Consider the following 13,523-nt stretch of genomic DNA (forward strand, 5'->3'; position numbering starts at 1 on the left):
ATAACAGAGGGAGAGTCCCATGCGGTCGCTGTTCCTGCACGCGCCGAACCGGCGCCGGCCCCGCGTGATGCTGGAGCGGATGCTGGCCCTGGTGGACGACGACACCCCGGCCGACGGCCCGGAAGGCCCCGTCGCGGTGCTGGAACGGCGGCTGGCCGGACTGCTCGGCAAGGAGAGCGCGCTGTTCTTCCCCAGCGGCACCATGGCCCAGCAGGCCGCGCTGCGCGTGCACGCCGATCGGCGCGGCCGTCGTACGTTCGCCGCCCACCCCCAGACGCACCTGGACGTGTGGGAGGAGCAGGGCTACAACGCCGTACACGGCCTGACGTTGCGCCGGGCCGGCGACCCGTACGAGCTGATGACCGCGAAGGACCTGGCGGCGGCGGTCGGCGAGCCGCCGGCGGCGGTCGTCTGGGAGCTGCCGCAGCGCGACCTCGGCGGACTGCTGCCCGAGTGGGACGACCTGTGCGAGCAGACCGCGCTCGTCCGCGCCGCCGGCGCCGCCACACACCTGGACGGCGCCCGCCTGTGGGAGGCCCAGAGCTATTACCGGCGGCCGTTCGACGAGATCGCCGCCCTGTTCGACACCGTCTACGTCTCCCTCTACAAGAGCCTGCAAGGCGTACGCGGCGCGGTGCTCGCCTCCGACGCGGCCACGGTGAACGTGGCGGCGGTGTGGCGGCAGCGGCTCGGCGGCGGCATCGGCGACGCGTGGCCGCTCGCGCTCGCGGCGCTGGTCCACCTCGACACCCTGGCCGACCGGATGCCCGCGTACCGCGAGCACGCCATCGCCGTCGCGGCCGCCATCAACGCCGACGGCGCCGCCCGCGCCCATCCCGACCCGCCGCAGACCCCGCTGTTCCACGTCCACCTGCCCGCCGACCGACGCGCCGTCGAGCAGGCCGGCCAGGAGATCCTCGCCGAGCACGGCATCCAGCTCTGGGGCCGGGTACGTTCGGCGTCCGAGCCGGGCCGATGTGCGTTCGAGGTCACCGTCGGCGAGAACGCCATGGAGTTCAGCCCGGACGAGGTGGTCGCCCTCATCCACGACGTGCTGGCCCGCGTCGCCAGGGGGCGCCCGTGAAAGCGTTGTCCGTGCTCGCCGTCACCGCCGTGGTCCGCAGGGACGCCGAGGTCCTCATGGTCCGGCAGCGGAACGCCGGCGACCCTGCCCCGGTCTGGGACCTGCCCGGAGGCATGGTGGAGACCGGGGAGTTCCCCGAGGCGGTCGTCCGCCTGTCCGCGAATGGGGCCGCCCACGTGCGCGAGCCCGCCGTCGCCTGCCTCACCCGCCCCGGAGCCGAGGTGACCTTCTGGAGGTGGCCGGGCGGGCGGAAATGAAGTGCGCCGGCGGGGGCCGCGGTGTCACGATCCTCGCGTGGACGAAGCAGCCGCGTACCGGATAGCGGCCTCGTCGCCTACGCGGTCGCGGAGGTCAGGCCGGACGGCTGCCGGATGCTCCAGGTCAAGACCCTCGGAGCGGGGCACCCGGACCCCGGCTACGTCAGGACCAGGGCGTTCTACCGGGCCGGGCAGCCCGTGCCTGATCATGGTGAAGTGGTGCCACTGACGCTCGCGTCGGCGTCGAGGGCGGCGGTGATCTTGCGGGCCATGTCGGCCATCGTGGGGCTGGGCTCGCCCCGGTGAGCGCGGGCGGCCGTCTCGACCGCGACGAGGACGGTGCCGCGGAAGTTGTCGGCCTCCGCCGGGTCCTGCCGCCTGAGCAGGCTCATGGCCGCCGTCAGCGCGGGCAGCACGTGGTCGGCGAGCGCGGCCACGGACCTGCCCTTCAGCTCGACGTCACGGGACTTCTCGGCGAGCACGTGCCCGACCAGGCCGGTCGCCGAGTGGAGGGCGAGGGAGCCGCCGGTGGCGGCCTTGTGGGGCCGGCCGGCGGCGTCGGCCGCGGCCATCAGTGTGACGGCGCCGTACGCGGCGGTCCGCAGGGTGAGCTTGTCCTGGTCGGTGAGGGTCACGGACATGGTGGTGGTACTCCTTCTCCAAGCCGGGGGTACGGGGTCAGTCTTCGATCGCCTGGTAGAGCGTGGTCCAGAAGTCGTGGATCAGCCGTGCCGAGCTCGGGACCGACATGCCGACCTGGGTGAGCAGGATGCCGGTGAGCCCGTTGACCGGGTCGGCGTAGGTGGAGGTGCCGCTTCCGCCGTCCCAGCCGAACTGGCCGACGGGCGCGTAGTCGCCGCGGTAGGTGCGCACGGCCATCCCCATGCCCCAGCCGCCGTGCTGCCCCTGCCCGAAGGACACGTGGACGTTCTCGGTGGCCAGGGCGTTGCGGGCGGCGTTCTGCTCGGGCGTGAGGCGGTTGGTGGTCATCAGCTCGACGGCCGGCCGGGACAGGATGCGCTCGTTCCCGTGCACGCCCTTGTTGAGCAGCATCGTGAAGTAGGCGTGGTAGTCGTCGGCGGTGGACACCAGGCCGCCGCCGCTGCCCTGGAACGCCGGAGGCCGGCTCCACCGTCCCCCTTCGGCCTCGTCCCACACGTGGAACTCGCCGGTGAGCGGGTCGGGGGCGTACAGGACCGGCAGCCGCTCGATCTTGTCTGCGGGCACGTGGAAGCCGGTGTCCCGCATCCCCAGCGGCTCGAAGACCCGCTCGCGCAGGAACTCCTCGAACGGCCTGCCCGTGACCCGCGCGACGAGCACGCTGAGCACGTCGTGGCTGATCTGGTACGCCCACCGCTCACCGGGCTGGTACGCCAGCGGAAGCTCGCCCAGGCGGCGCATCCACTCGTCCGGCCCGGGCATCGGCTCCGGCAGGTCGGGCGTGAGCCCTCGTTCGATGATCGCGCCCATGATCGGCGCGCTCAGCAACGTCATGTCCATGCCGAGCCCGAACGTGGACGTCAGCAGATCCCGTACGGTGATCGGCCGCCGCGCCGGCACGGTGTCGTCCAGCGGCCCGTCCGGCCGCCTCAGCACCCGCCGGTCGGCCAGCTCCGGCAGCCACTCCTGCGCCAGGTCGTCCAGCCGCAGCCGGCACTCGTCCACCAGGATCATCGCCGCCGCCATCGCCACCGGCTTGCTCGTGGACGCCATCCTGAAGATCGTGTCCCTGCGCATGGGCGCGCCGCCGTCGTGGCGCATCGTGCCGATCGCCTCGACGTGCGTCTCACCGCCCCGGCCGACCAGTGCCACCAGGCCGGGGATCTTCCCGGACTCGACATGCCGTTCCAGCACGCCACGCAGCCTGCGCAGCCCCGCCGCGGAGAAGCCGTTGCTTCCGTGTTGCATCATGTTCTCCTCGTATGCGTCGTTCGCGTGAGACCAACCATCGGCGAGCGCGCTGACACGGGGCCGTCGCCGGACTGACACGGCCACTGACGCCGCTTTCCAGGCGTTATGCCGTCTTCGTCGCCTCGCGATCGCCGCGACGACCGGGCGACCTACGATCGAGAGGTCCGGCCCACCCCCCGTCCCGGAGGATGAACGCGTATGGCCGAGTCGTACCGGGTCGAGGTGATCCCGCAGCCGGTGTCCCTCGCGCGGATCTGCATGTGGGTGCAGGCGGGGCTGGGCGCGGTCGGGCTGCTCCTGCTGCTGACGCTGGTGGGCGGGATGGAGGCGAACGCGGCCGGGGCGGCGCTGCTGCTGTTCGCCGTCCCGCTCGGCGCGATCCTGCTGATCGGGTTCGCCGCCTACCGGATGACCTCGCGGCGCCGCTGGGTGCGCGTGGCCGGGCTGGTCGTCGAGTCGCTGCTGGTGCTCAACGGGCTCTGGTCGCTGCTCGGCGAGGTCAGCCTCGGCACGCTGCTGAACATGGCGCTGGCCGCCGCGGTGGTGTGGCTGCTGTTCACCCGCCAGTCGGCCGCCTGGTTCGACCGATAGCCGCGGGCCGCCCCGCCCTCTTGCATCTAACGTCTTCTTCTGGGAAGTGTGTCCGTCGGGCACCCCCGGAAGGACTGTTGACTATGGACTTCAAGGACCAGGTTGACCTCGACGCCTCACAGGTGGAGGACGCGGGCAGGGGCGGAGGCGGCTTCTCCGCCGGCGGTTTCCCCGGCGGGATGGTCATCGGCGGCGGCGGCATCGTCAGCCTCATCGTGCTGGTGCTGGTGTTCGTGCTCAACAACGTCGGCGGAGGCGGCGGCGAGAGCCAGCCGTCCCAGGGCCGGCCCGCGGCCGACCTGTCCGAGCAGTGCAAGACGGGCAAGGACGCCGACCAGAACGAACGCTGCCGGGTCGTCGGCGTCGTCAACAGCATCCAGAGCTACTGGAAGAGCGAGATGGCCGGCGACTACAGCCAGGCCAGGACCGTGCTGTTCAGCGAGAGCGTCAACACCGGCTGCGGTGCCGCGGACTCGGCCGTCGGCCCCTTCTACTGCCCGAACGACCGGCGCGTCTACCTCGACCTCAGCTTCTTCGACCAGCTCCACAGCCAGTTCGGGGCCAAGGGCGGGCCGTTCGCTCAGGCATACGTGATCGCCCACGAGTACGGCCACCACGTCCAGAACCTGCGCGGCCAGCTCTCCAACGGCAACAGCTCGGTCCCCGTCGAGCTGCAGGCCGACTGCTACGCCGGCGTCTGGGCGCGCAACGCGGTCGAGACCGGTTTCTACGAGAAGCCTTTCACGGACGCCGACATCGCCGAGGCGATCGACGCCGCGGCCGCCGTGGGCGACGACAGAATTCAGCAGCGTTCGCAGGGCAGGGTCGATCCGGAATCGTTCACGCACGGCTCCTCGAAGCAGCGTGTCGCGGCCTTCCAGCGCGGTTACCAGAACGGCGGGCCCGGCGACTGCGCGCAGTCCAGCCTTGGCTGATCCCGACTATCAGCGCGAGGAATCCGATTTCGTCCTAAAATCAGCAGGGTGATCTTCAAGCAAGTCGGCGACGGACGTCCATATCCCGACCACGGTCTGATGAACCGCGAATGGGCGCAGATCCCTCCACGGCAGGTCAGGCTCGACTCGTTGATCACCACGAAGGCCATGCTCGACCTGCACTCGCTGCTCGCCGCCGACTCCACTTTCTACGGGGACCTTTTCCCGCACGTGGTCCAGTGGCAGGGCGAGCTGTATCTGGAGGACGGTCTGCACCGCGCCCTGCGCGCGGCCCTGCATCAGCGGTCCATCCTGCACGCGAGGGTTCTCGAACTGCCCGACTGAGCCGGCCATGGCCACGAAAAAGGGAGTCGCGAAACGCGGCTCTCTTTTGTTATGCCAACCATGAGGGAGTCTCGGGCGTCGAAGCAGAGCCTTTCAACATCATTTGAGGGAGCGCCGTGTCCTACCCGCCGCCACCGCCGCCCTACGGGTATGGGTACGGCTACGGATACGCGTACGAGCCTCCGTTACCGGACCCCCTGCCGCCCGACCGGGGCAATCTCGCGCTCATCCTGCTCCTCGCGATCGGGCTGCCGCTGCTGCTGCTGAGCGGCGCGGGATCGGTCTACTTCGTGCTCACCGCCGGCGAGGCGAGCGTGGCCGCCCGGCACGCGGCCGAGGCGGGGACCGACGACGACGCGCCGGACGTCCTGTTCGACCAGGACCCGAGCGGGCCGCCCGCGAGCGGGTCGCCGTCGCCGGAGCCCGTGCCGTCGACCACGCCGGGCGACCAGCAGTCCGCCGCCGCCGCGCTCGGCCGGCCGCTCACCCTCACCGGCACCGATCCAGGGGTGATCGTCGCCGTCACCGTCGAGCAGCTCGTCTCCCCCGCCACCCCGGCGGACGAGCTGTTCAAGCCGGCGACGGGCAACCGCTACGTGGCCGTCCAGCTCGCGCTGGCCAACCAGGGCCAGTCCGCCTACAGCGACACCCTCGGCATCGGCGCGCTGCTCGTGGACGGCGCGGGCCAGGAGTACCGGGCGAACCCGACCGCACGGGTACGGGAGGCGCAGCCGTTCGACGGCACCGGTACGGTCACGATCGGCGCAGGCGAGAGCAGGAGAGGCGCGCTCGTGTTCGAGATCCCGGAGACGGCCACACCGGCGACGTTCAGGTTCGCGCTGGACGGCGGCCTCGCCACCCAGAAGGGCGAGTGGCGGCTCGGCTAGCGAAGGGCCGGGAAACGCCGAAGGGCCCCCGGTGGTCCGGAGGCCCTTCGTCGAGGCGCGGTGGTGGTGGGATTTGAACCCACGGATGAGTTGCCCCATCACACGCTTTCGAGGCGTGCGCCCTCGGCCACTAGGCGACACCACCGCGAACGAGCTTACCGGATTCTGCGAGTGGCAAAGAACCGCTTGAGTACGCCGGAGCACTCCTCCGCCAGAACCCCCATGACGACCTCGGGCCGATGGTTGAGCCTGCGGTCGCGTACGACGTCCCAGAGCGAGCCCACGGCCCCGCCCTTCTCGTCCACGGCCCCGTACACGACGCGCTCGACCCGGGCCAGCACGGCGGCTCCCGCGCACATCGTGCACGGCTCCAGGGTCACCACGAGCGTGCACCCGTTGAGCCGCCAGCCCCCGCGCGCGGCGGCGGCCCCGCGCAGCGCGAGCACCTCGGCGTGCGCGGTGGGATCGGCGGTGGACTCGCGGTCGTTGCCGGCCGCGGCCAGCGGCTCGCCGCGCTCGTCGAGGACGACCGCCCCGACGGGGATCTCGCCCCTGGCGGCGGCCGCGGCCGCCTCGGCCAGGGCCAGGCGCATGGCCTCCTCGTACGTCACCCGGCAGGACCTCGCGACGGCGCGGCTCAGCGCAGCCGGTCGAGCTCGTCGGCGAACGACAGCCGTTCGGCGATCACCGACAGGATGTCGGCCGGCAGCAGGCCCTCCTCCATGCTGAGCTCCAGCAGCTCCTCCGAGCTCACGCCGAGGTCGCTCAGCAGCTCGAAGTCGCCCGCCGGGCGCACGCCGAGGCTGTTGCCCTCCTTGTCGGGCGCCACGCCGGCGAACTCGGCGAACAGCTCGCCCAGCCGGTCGGAGGCGATGGCGTGCGCGTCGGACAGGAAGACCCGCGGCTCGTCGTCGCCGCGGTAGCGCACGAGGGCGAACCATTCGTCCTCGACCTCGACGCACAGGAGGGCGAGCTCGTCGCCGATCAGCCCCAAGGTCTCCGTCACGGCGTCGCCGAAGTCGTCGACGATCTCAGCTTCGCTCAGATCGACCTCGGCACCGTTCCAGCCGTCGGGGGTCCACACAAAGGCCGCAGAGAAGGTGTTGGCCGCCATGTCCGCGCTCCAGGGGGGTCAGCCGAAGACCGATTCGATGGCACGCTCGAACGGCTCGGAGAAGCCGAGCCGCGCGGCGATGCTGGACAGCACGTCTTCGGGCAACAGGTCGATGTCGCCGGAGAGGATGCCCAGCTCCATCTCGTCCAACCCGAGATCGGCGAAGATCGACAGATCTCCGGCGGGGAGCACGGTCTCCTCGTCCTGGAGGATCTCGTCGAGCTCCTCCTCGTCGGGGACGGGCACGTCCAGGTATTCGAGCACCTGACGGGCCAGCGGGAAGTCCCAGGAGGCGGCGATGTCGGAGAGGAAGACGTCCACCCGGTCGCCGAGGCCCCGCAGCGCCACGAAGAACTCGTCGCCCACGGCGACCAGCGCGATCGTGCCGCTCTCGCTCGGCTGCTGCTTGAGCACCTGGATCAGGCCGTGCAGGTCGGAGGTGAGCGCGACGGGCAACAGCTCGGCGTGCCACCGTTCGTCCTCGCGATAGACCACGATGGCGAAGTCGAGCGCGTCTTCGTCCGTCATCGCCATCCCCACCCGATTTCTGACACGACAGATATCACCAGCACCCAATCGTTCCAGAACCGGGCACCCGGCGTGTGCCTCTCCGACCAAATTGTGATCAAAACCAAAACCGCGAGGTGCCTCGGTGTCTCCCAGGGGATACCGTTGTCCTCCATGGAAACCCTCGTCGTCGACCATCCGCTCGTGGCCCACAAGCTCACCGCGCTGCGTGATGCCGGCACCGACTCGCCGACTTTCCGCAGGCTCGCCGACGAGCTGGTGACCCTGCTGGCCTACGAGGCCACGCGCGACGTGCGGATCACCGACGTCACCGTCCAGACCCCGGTCGCCACCGCGCACGGCGTGCGGCTGGCCAAGCCCTACCCCCTGGTCGTGCCGATCCTGCGGGCCGGGCTCGGCATGCTCGACGGCATGACCCGGCTGCTGCCCACGGCCGAGGTCGGTTTCCTGGGGATGATCCGCAACGAGTCCACCCTCCAGGCGGAGACGTACGCCACCCGCCTGCCCGACGACCTGTCCGGCCGGCAGTGCTATGTGGTCGATCCGATGCTCGCCACCGGCGGCACGCTGGCGGCGGCCGTGCAGTTCCTCTTCGACCGGGGCGCCGTCGACGTCACCGCCATCTGCCTGCTGGCCGCCCCCGAGGGGCTCGCCTACATGGACAAGGTGTTCGCCAACTCCGGCAAGCCCATCCGCGTCGTGACCGCGGCCCTCGACGAGCGGCTCAACGAGAGCGGCTACATCGTTCCCGGCCTCGGCGACGCGGGCGACCGCCTCTACGGCGTCGTCTGACTCCGCTCAGCCGCTCTTTTGGACCGGTCCCGCGATTCGCTCGCGGGGCCGGTTTTTCCGTCACACTCGGTCGTCACTTCGTTACATTCTGTGGTTAGGTGGGTACGAAGAGACGCGAAGGCAACATGCGCGTGGGGGAGCACGATGAGCGACATGCCGGCCGACGAGGTGTCCTCGTGAACGAGCACACCGAGGCCGATCCGATGCCGTACGCCGAGGTCGAGGCGGTGCTGCGCGACGAGTTCGCGGGCGTCCACTCCTCGACCACGGTCACGCGCTGCGTCGAGGCGGCGCACTACGGCGCGCTGGAGGTCACCGGCTACGCCCATCCCAGCCTCGTCGAGCGCATCGCGCGCAAGCACCTTCACGTGCTGGCTCTGGTGGCCAGCGAGCGCGGTTAGACCAAGATCAAAACTAACCCGCCAACTCACCTTTACCCGGGCACCCGGGTGGGTAATGTATACGGCGGGAGTGGGTAAGTGGCTCGGAGGCGACGACGGTGCAGGTCAAAAAAGTCCTCACATACAGCGGCATCGGTTTTGTCGCTTACTACCTGTTGGCCCGACCAGCTGATGCCGCTGACGCGGTGAAGGGGGCGTTCGACACGGTGTTCAACGCAGCCGACTCACTGGCGCAGTTTGTGAACAACCTCTCATGAGACTGGTGACCCACGGGGACTCAGCCCCGGCGTCGGTCAACCGTTACCTCCTCCCACAGGAACAGCAGGTCCTCATGGTGCGGCGCCACCCCGCCATCCTGCTCCGCCCGGTCGCCGAGGTCTTCGGCGGCCTGGTCGTCGCCGCGTTGCTCAGCAAGTTCTTCGGCGGCACCTCGGCGGGTGGCACGGCGCTCGTCGTCGTGTGGTGGCTGTGGCTCCTGCTGCTGATCCGTTTCGTATGGAAGGTCGCGGAGTGGTCGGTCGACTACTTCGTGGTGACCTCCAAGCGGATGTTGCTCACCACGGGGCTCATCACCCGCAAGGTCGCGATGATGCCCCTGGGCAAGGTCACGGACATGAGCTTCCAGCGCTCGCTGCTCGGGCGCATGCTCGGTTACGGCGAGTTCATCCTCGAGTCCGCAGGTCAGGACCAGGCTCTGTCAACGGTCGAGTACATTCCGTATCCGGAGACCCTCTACCTTGAGGTCTGCCAGATGCTTTTCCCCAGCAAGGACGACAGCGACGATTAATCTCCGCGCGGCAAATTCTTCACGCAGGGATACCAGATTCGGCTACTTCATGCAATCATTGCGTGTTGTTGACCCTTCCCCGCCCTGAGAGATGAGATGCCGAGTCAGGGAACCATCGGTGACCGCGTCCGTGGATTGCGGCTGAACAGGCGGATGTCGCAGGCCCAGTTGGCCGGACCCGACCTGTCTGACAGTTATGTCTCGCTCATCGAGTCGGGCAAGCGCACGCCGACTCCTGTAGTGGCCCGGCTGCTGGCCGAGCGGCTCGGATGCACCACCGAGTTCCTCCTTCACGGGATCGAGCCTCGGCAGCGCATCGACACCGAGCTCGGGCTGCGGCATGCCGAGCTTGAGCTCCAGCACGGCGATCCCGCCGTCGCCGCCGACCGCTTTACCGAGATCGTGAAGGCGGCCGACGAGGAGAACGCCATGCTGACGGCGCAGGCCCGGTTCGGGCGGGCGCGGGCACTGGAGGCGCAGGGCCGGCTCGGCCAGGCGGTCGAGGCGTTCGAGCGCCTGCGCAGGGAGGCCGCGGCCCACCCCGAACGGCTGGCCGACCTGCCGCTGACCATCGCGCTGAGCCGCTGCTACCAGCGGGCCGGCGACCGGCTGCGCGCCCGCGACCTGGCCGCGCACGCCCTGGAGCAGGCCGAGCGGCTCAACGTGACCGAGGGCGAGATAGCGGTCGATCTGGCGGCGGCGCTGGTCGAGGCGCGCGGCGAGAACGAGAGCGACTCCCCCGAGCTGACCTACGTCAAGAAGGTCCTCGACATGACCGGTTTTTCCCCGGTTGTGGACCGTTCCGGGGAGATCCGGTCGCTGTGGGAGGCGAGCACGGCCGCCGCGGCGGGCGAGGATTCCGCCCTCGCGGTGCGGCTGGCCGACGACGCGATCATGGCCGGTCGCGAGACGCGGCTGGCGCTGCAGCTCGCCCGGGCCGCCATGCACTGGGCGAGGATGGTCACGGCCCCGCTCGAGGAGTCCGAGCAGTTGGTGTCGAGCGCGTCCGCGGTCTTCGCCGCCTTCCCGTCGGCCGCCGCCGCCTACGCCGAGAGCCTGGTCGTGCACGCCCGGGTGCGGGTGCGTTCCGGTGACCTCGCGCACGCGGCGGAGCTGGCCGGTCGGGCGCTGGGCCTGGCGGGCGAGGAGTTCGGCACGTCGGCCGCCGAGGCCCGTCTGGTGCTCGCCGCCGTGGCGCTGGAGCTGGGCGGCGACGCCGCGGCCGAGCTCGCCACCGCGCACCGGCTGCTGAGCGCGCTCGACCGACCGGTGTTCGGCACCGACCGGCAGGCCGCACGGTGCTGGCGGGAGCTGGGTGACCTGCACGGTCGTGTGGGGTCCGTCGCACAGCAGACCGCCGCGTATCGTAAGGCGCTCGAAGCCGCCGGAGTCCGTTCGTCCATGGTGGCGGTGACGACCGACACGACCGTGTCCCGCTGAATTCCTCCGGGAGCTCCAGATTTGGCGTTCCGAGTCTGGAATAATTAGGGTCTACCAGTCATTGACTCATGGGATGACTGGCTTTCCCGGAGGAGGCGGACTGTGAGTCTGCGTACGGCGCAGCGGGCTTCGCTCGTCGACCAGGTGATCGATCAGCTCAAGGAGCAGATCACCTCAGGGTCGTGGACGATGAACGGCAAGATCCCGACCGAGACCGTGCTGGCCGAGCAGCTCGGGGTCGGGCGCAACACCGTTCGCGAGGCCGTACGCGCGCTCACGCACGCCGGGCTGCTGGAGTGCCGACAGGGCGACGGCACCTACGTCCGGGCGACCAGCGAGCTCTCCGGCGCCATGCTGCGCCGGCTCAAGCAGGCCGAGCAGCTGGAGATCCTGGAGGTGCGACGCGCGCTGGAGGTCGAGTCCGCGCGCCTCGCCGCCACCCGCCGCACCGACGAGGACATCACCCGCATCGAGGCCGCCCTGGCCGAGCGGGAGCGCGCGTGGGACCTCGACGACCCCGAATACTTCGTCGAGGCCGATCTCGCCTTCCACATGGCGGTCGCGCACGCCACCCACAACCTCGTCCTCATCGACCTGTACGAGGACTTCTCCGCGGCGCTGCGGGCCAGCATCACGGCGGCCGGCACGTCGCTGAACAAGACCTACATCCCGCACGACGCGATCGCCCGCGCCATCGCGGCCGGCGACGCCACGGCGGCCGAGCGGGCCGGTCACGCCTGCATGGAGCACATCCTCATCGCACTCACCGAGTCCGGCGACTCCTGACGGCCCCGGAGGGGTGTGAGGTGCGCAGGAGCCGGCGTCAACGCGAGCAGCCCGACCTCGGCATCCTGTCCAGCCGGACGCTGTTCGCCCTGCAGCGTGAGCTGTTCGCCAAGCTGGGCGAGCAGGGGCATCCGCGACTCCGGCCGCGCCACGGGGCGGTGCTCGCCTACCTCGACGAGGAGGGCAGCCGGGCCACCGACCTGGCCGCCCAGTCGGGGCAGCACAAGCAGGTGATCGGCACGCTGGTGGACGAGCTGGTCGAGCTCGGCTACGTGGAGCGGCGGCCCGACCCGGCCGACCGCCGCGCCAAGCTGATCGTGCCCACCGGGAAGGGGCTCGACTTCCTCGCCAGGTCGGACGCGGTGCTCGCCGAGATGGAGGCCGCGCACGCGCGGGCCGTGGGCGAGCGGGCGTACGCGGAGTTCAAGAGGGTCTTCAAGCTCGTCGCCGAACGCCAGACCAGCACGCCGGGCCCGTGAGGGGCCGCCGGGCTCAGCTCTGGCGCAGGGACATGACGAGGTAGCGGAAGGCCGGCTGCGCGTCGCCGGGGACGTCCTGGATGAGCGCGGGCCGGGTGGGCGACTCCAGGTTGATGCGGGCCAGCTCGCCCTCGATGCCCACCAGCCCGTCGAGCAGGAACTGCGACTGGAAGGCGATCTGGATGTCGTCGCCGCGCAGCTCGCACGGCACCACCTCGGTGCCGCGGCCGACGTCGCCGCCGCCCGCCTGGATGAGCACCTGCCCCTGCGTGAACGACAGCCGGATCGCGGTGTTGCGCTCGGCCACCAGCGCCACGCGCTTGATCGCGTTGACGAACGGACCCACCGCCACGTCGGCCCGGATCGACCAGTCGCTGCTCAGCCGGGAACGGTAGTCGATGAACTGCTCGTCGAGCAGCCGCACGGTCGTGCTGCGCCCGACGCTCTCGAACCCGGCCACCCCGTCGCCCATGGCCACCGCGACCTCGCCGCCGCGCAGCGACTTGGCCACCTCGACCAGCACCCGGGCCGGCACCATCGCCGAGACGGACACGTCGGGGGTGGCCGGGCGCCAGGTGAAGTCGCGGGCGGCGATGCGGTAGCGGTCGGTGGCCGCCATCGCGACCGACTCGCCGTCGATGTCGACCCTGATGCCGGTGAGCATCGGCAGCGTGTCGTCGCGGCTCGCGGCCGGGGCGACCTGGCCGACGGCCGAGGCGAACACGCCGCCGCCCACCGCGCCGACGACCGGCGGCATCGCGGGCAGGGTCGGGAAGTCCTCGACCGGCATGGTGACCAGCCCGAACTCGGCGCTGCCACAGGTCAGCACCGCCTCGGGCCCCTCGGTGACAATCTCGACGTCGTCGGCGGGCAGGCTGCGGCTGATCTCGGCGAGCAGCCGGCCCGGGATGAGCACGGTGCCCTCCTCGGCCACGTCGGCGTCGATCGTGGCCCGCGCCGAGACGTCGTAGTCGAACGCCGACAACGTCAGCTCCTCGCCGGCCTCCAGCAGCAGCCCGGACAGGACGGGCACCACAGGGCGGCTGGGCAGGACTCGGGCAGCCCATGCCACCGCTTCTGCCAGAACATCGCGGTTAACCCGGATTTTCACCTGTCACACCCCTTCGTCGCCATGCCCCTACGAAAATAGCCGAGGCCACCGACAACCCCGGGCCCGCAGTGGTGC

At 70.5% G+C, this 13,523-nt stretch carries 19 protein-coding genes and 1 tRNA gene; 13 read left to right on the forward strand and 7 right to left on the reverse strand.

Going from position 1 to position 13,523, the window contains the following annotated elements; translation table 11 throughout:
* Positions 1-19: 19 nt before the first annotated feature.
* Both BMW85_RS30390 and BMW85_RS30395 read left to right on the forward strand, forming a co-directional pair.
* Positions 20-1,084 (forward strand): threonine aldolase family protein, encoded by a 1,065-nt coding sequence (locus BMW85_RS30390; protein ID WP_091088208.1) that lies wholly within the window; start codon positions 20-22, stop codon positions 1,082-1,084.
* Positions 1,081-1,341, forward strand: a complete 261-nt coding sequence (locus BMW85_RS30395; protein ID WP_177240953.1) for an NUDIX domain-containing protein — start codon at positions 1,081-1,083, stop codon at positions 1,339-1,341. The genes BMW85_RS30390 and BMW85_RS30395 overlap by 4 nt, the downstream gene beginning before the upstream one ends.
* Positions 1,342-1,547: 206 nt before the next feature.
* Here the strand turns inward: BMW85_RS30395 and BMW85_RS30400 are convergent, their stop codons facing one another.
* Positions 1,548-1,982 carry a hypothetical protein gene (locus BMW85_RS30400; RefSeq protein WP_091088213.1) on the reverse strand — a complete coding sequence of 145 codons (435 nt, stop codon included), beginning with the start codon at positions 1,980-1,982 and terminating at the stop codon, positions 1,548-1,550.
* A 37-nt stretch (positions 1,983-2,019) separates the two neighbouring features.
* Complete coding sequence (locus BMW85_RS30405; RefSeq protein ID WP_091088216.1) at positions 2,020-3,249, reverse strand: serine hydrolase domain-containing protein; 1,230 nt, start codon at positions 3,247-3,249, stop codon at positions 2,020-2,022.
* Between the two features lie 201 nt (positions 3,250-3,450).
* Here BMW85_RS30405 and BMW85_RS30410 point away from each other — a divergent pair, with 201 nt between their 5' ends.
* From BMW85_RS30410 to BMW85_RS30425, 4 genes are all read left to right on the forward strand, one after another.
* Complete coding sequence (locus BMW85_RS30410) at positions 3,451-3,843, forward strand: hypothetical protein (protein ID WP_091088219.1); 393 nt, start codon at positions 3,451-3,453, stop codon at positions 3,841-3,843.
* 83 nt (positions 3,844-3,926) lie between these two features.
* Positions 3,927-4,778: a KPN_02809 family neutral zinc metallopeptidase gene (gene ypfJ / locus BMW85_RS30415; RefSeq protein WP_091088222.1), complete on the forward strand. Its 852-nt coding sequence runs from the start codon at positions 3,927-3,929 to the stop codon at positions 4,776-4,778.
* A gap of 48 nt (positions 4,779-4,826) precedes the next feature.
* Complete coding sequence (locus BMW85_RS30420) at positions 4,827-5,123, forward strand: type II toxin-antitoxin system VapB family antitoxin (protein ID WP_091088223.1); 297 nt, start codon at positions 4,827-4,829, stop codon at positions 5,121-5,123.
* A gap of 116 nt (positions 5,124-5,239) precedes the next feature.
* Positions 5,240-6,010: a DUF4352 domain-containing protein gene (locus BMW85_RS30425; RefSeq protein ID WP_091088226.1), complete on the forward strand. Its 771-nt coding sequence runs from the start codon at positions 5,240-5,242 to the stop codon at positions 6,008-6,010.
* A 58-nt stretch (positions 6,011-6,068) separates the two neighbouring features.
* On the opposite strand, the gene BMW85_RS30430 is transcribed toward BMW85_RS30425, so the two are convergent.
* The 4 genes from BMW85_RS30430 to BMW85_RS30445 form a co-directional block, all read right to left on the reverse strand.
* Positions 6,069-6,155: transfer RNA gene (locus tag BMW85_RS30430), tRNA-Ser, on the reverse strand.
* 10 nt (positions 6,156-6,165) lie between these two features.
* The gene (locus BMW85_RS30435; protein ID WP_091088428.1) at positions 6,166-6,603 is read right to left on the reverse strand and encodes a nucleoside deaminase; all 438 of its coding nucleotides are present in this window, start codon (positions 6,601-6,603) and stop codon (positions 6,166-6,168) included.
* A 44-nt stretch (positions 6,604-6,647) separates the two neighbouring features.
* Positions 6,648-7,124: a tRNA adenosine deaminase-associated protein gene (locus BMW85_RS30440; protein ID WP_091088227.1), complete on the reverse strand. Its 477-nt coding sequence runs from the start codon at positions 7,122-7,124 to the stop codon at positions 6,648-6,650.
* Between the two features lie 18 nt (positions 7,125-7,142).
* The gene (locus tag BMW85_RS30445; RefSeq protein ID WP_020543023.1) at positions 7,143-7,658 is read right to left on the reverse strand and encodes a tRNA adenosine deaminase-associated protein; all 516 of its coding nucleotides are present in this window, start codon (positions 7,656-7,658) and stop codon (positions 7,143-7,145) included.
* Between the two features lie 147 nt (positions 7,659-7,805).
* On the opposite strand from BMW85_RS30445, the gene upp reads away from it, so the two are divergent.
* The 7 genes from upp to BMW85_RS30475 all read left to right on the forward strand — a co-directional run bounded on the left by upp (position 7,806) and on the right by BMW85_RS30475 (position 12,337).
* Complete coding sequence (gene upp / locus BMW85_RS30450; protein WP_091088230.1) at positions 7,806-8,444, forward strand: uracil phosphoribosyltransferase; 639 nt, start codon at positions 7,806-7,808, stop codon at positions 8,442-8,444.
* A 176-nt stretch (positions 8,445-8,620) separates the two neighbouring features.
* Complete coding sequence (locus BMW85_RS30455) at positions 8,621-8,845, forward strand: hypothetical protein (RefSeq protein WP_091088233.1); 225 nt, start codon at positions 8,621-8,623, stop codon at positions 8,843-8,845.
* 98 nt (positions 8,846-8,943) lie between these two features.
* Positions 8,944-9,102 carry a hypothetical protein gene (locus BMW85_RS49815; RefSeq protein WP_177240954.1) on the forward strand — a complete coding sequence of 53 codons (159 nt, stop codon included), beginning with the start codon at positions 8,944-8,946 and terminating at the stop codon, positions 9,100-9,102.
* Positions 9,099-9,632 (forward strand): PH domain-containing protein, encoded by a 534-nt coding sequence (locus BMW85_RS30460; RefSeq protein ID WP_091088235.1) that lies wholly within the window; start codon positions 9,099-9,101, stop codon positions 9,630-9,632. Before BMW85_RS49815 ends, BMW85_RS30460 begins: the two co-directional genes overlap by 4 nt.
* Before the next feature lie 96 nt (positions 9,633-9,728).
* Positions 9,729-11,072 carry a helix-turn-helix domain-containing protein gene (locus tag BMW85_RS30465; RefSeq protein ID WP_091088237.1) on the forward strand — a complete coding sequence of 448 codons (1,344 nt, stop codon included), beginning with the start codon at positions 9,729-9,731 and terminating at the stop codon, positions 11,070-11,072.
* 102 nt (positions 11,073-11,174) lie between these two features.
* Complete coding sequence (locus BMW85_RS30470; protein WP_091088238.1) at positions 11,175-11,858, forward strand: FadR/GntR family transcriptional regulator; 684 nt, start codon at positions 11,175-11,177, stop codon at positions 11,856-11,858.
* Positions 11,859-11,878: 20 nt separating this feature from the next.
* Positions 11,879-12,337: a MarR family winged helix-turn-helix transcriptional regulator gene (locus tag BMW85_RS30475; protein WP_091088241.1), complete on the forward strand. Its 459-nt coding sequence runs from the start codon at positions 11,879-11,881 to the stop codon at positions 12,335-12,337.
* 13 nt (positions 12,338-12,350) lie between these two features.
* On the opposite strand, the gene dnaN is transcribed toward BMW85_RS30475, so the two are convergent.
* Complete coding sequence (gene dnaN / locus BMW85_RS30480) at positions 12,351-13,448, reverse strand: DNA polymerase III subunit beta (protein ID WP_091088242.1); 1,098 nt, start codon at positions 13,446-13,448, stop codon at positions 12,351-12,353.
* Between the last annotated feature and the right edge of the window lie 75 nt (positions 13,449-13,523).

Source organism: Nonomuraea wenchangensis (genome assembly GCF_900111685.1).
GTDB lineage: Bacteria > Actinomycetota > Actinomycetes > Streptosporangiales > Streptosporangiaceae > Nonomuraea > Nonomuraea wenchangensis.

Bases quoted from the DNA above. Each gene is read 5' to 3' on its own strand.
- BMW85_RS30390 (WP_091088208.1), top strand. From the start codon at position 20: ATGCGGTCGCTGTTCCTGCACGCGCCGAACCGGCGCCGGCCCCGCGTG.
- BMW85_RS30400 (WP_091088213.1), bottom strand. From the start codon at position 1,982: ATGTCCGTGACCCTCACCGACCAGGACAAGCTCACCCTGCGGACCGCC.
- BMW85_RS30405 (WP_091088216.1), bottom strand. From the start codon at position 3,249: ATGCAACACGGAAGCAACGGCTTCTCCGCGGCGGGGCTGCGCAGGCTG.
- BMW85_RS30410 (WP_091088219.1), top strand. From the start codon at position 3,451: ATGGCCGAGTCGTACCGGGTCGAGGTGATCCCGCAGCCGGTGTCCCTC.
- ypfJ (WP_091088222.1), top strand. From the start codon at position 3,927: ATGGACTTCAAGGACCAGGTTGACCTCGACGCCTCACAGGTGGAGGAC.
- BMW85_RS30435 (WP_091088428.1), bottom strand. From the start codon at position 6,603: ATGCGCCTGGCCCTGGCCGAGGCGGCCGCGGCCGCCGCCAGGGGCGAG.
- BMW85_RS30440 (WP_091088227.1), bottom strand. From the start codon at position 7,124: ATGGCGGCCAACACCTTCTCTGCGGCCTTTGTGTGGACCCCCGACGGC.
- BMW85_RS30445 (WP_020543023.1), bottom strand. From the start codon at position 7,658: ATGGCGATGACGGACGAAGACGCGCTCGACTTCGCCATCGTGGTCTAT.
- upp (WP_091088230.1), top strand. From the start codon at position 7,806: ATGGAAACCCTCGTCGTCGACCATCCGCTCGTGGCCCACAAGCTCACC.
- BMW85_RS30460 (WP_091088235.1), top strand. From the start codon at position 9,099: ATGAGACTGGTGACCCACGGGGACTCAGCCCCGGCGTCGGTCAACCGT.
- BMW85_RS30465 (WP_091088237.1), top strand. From the start codon at position 9,729: ATGCCGAGTCAGGGAACCATCGGTGACCGCGTCCGTGGATTGCGGCTG.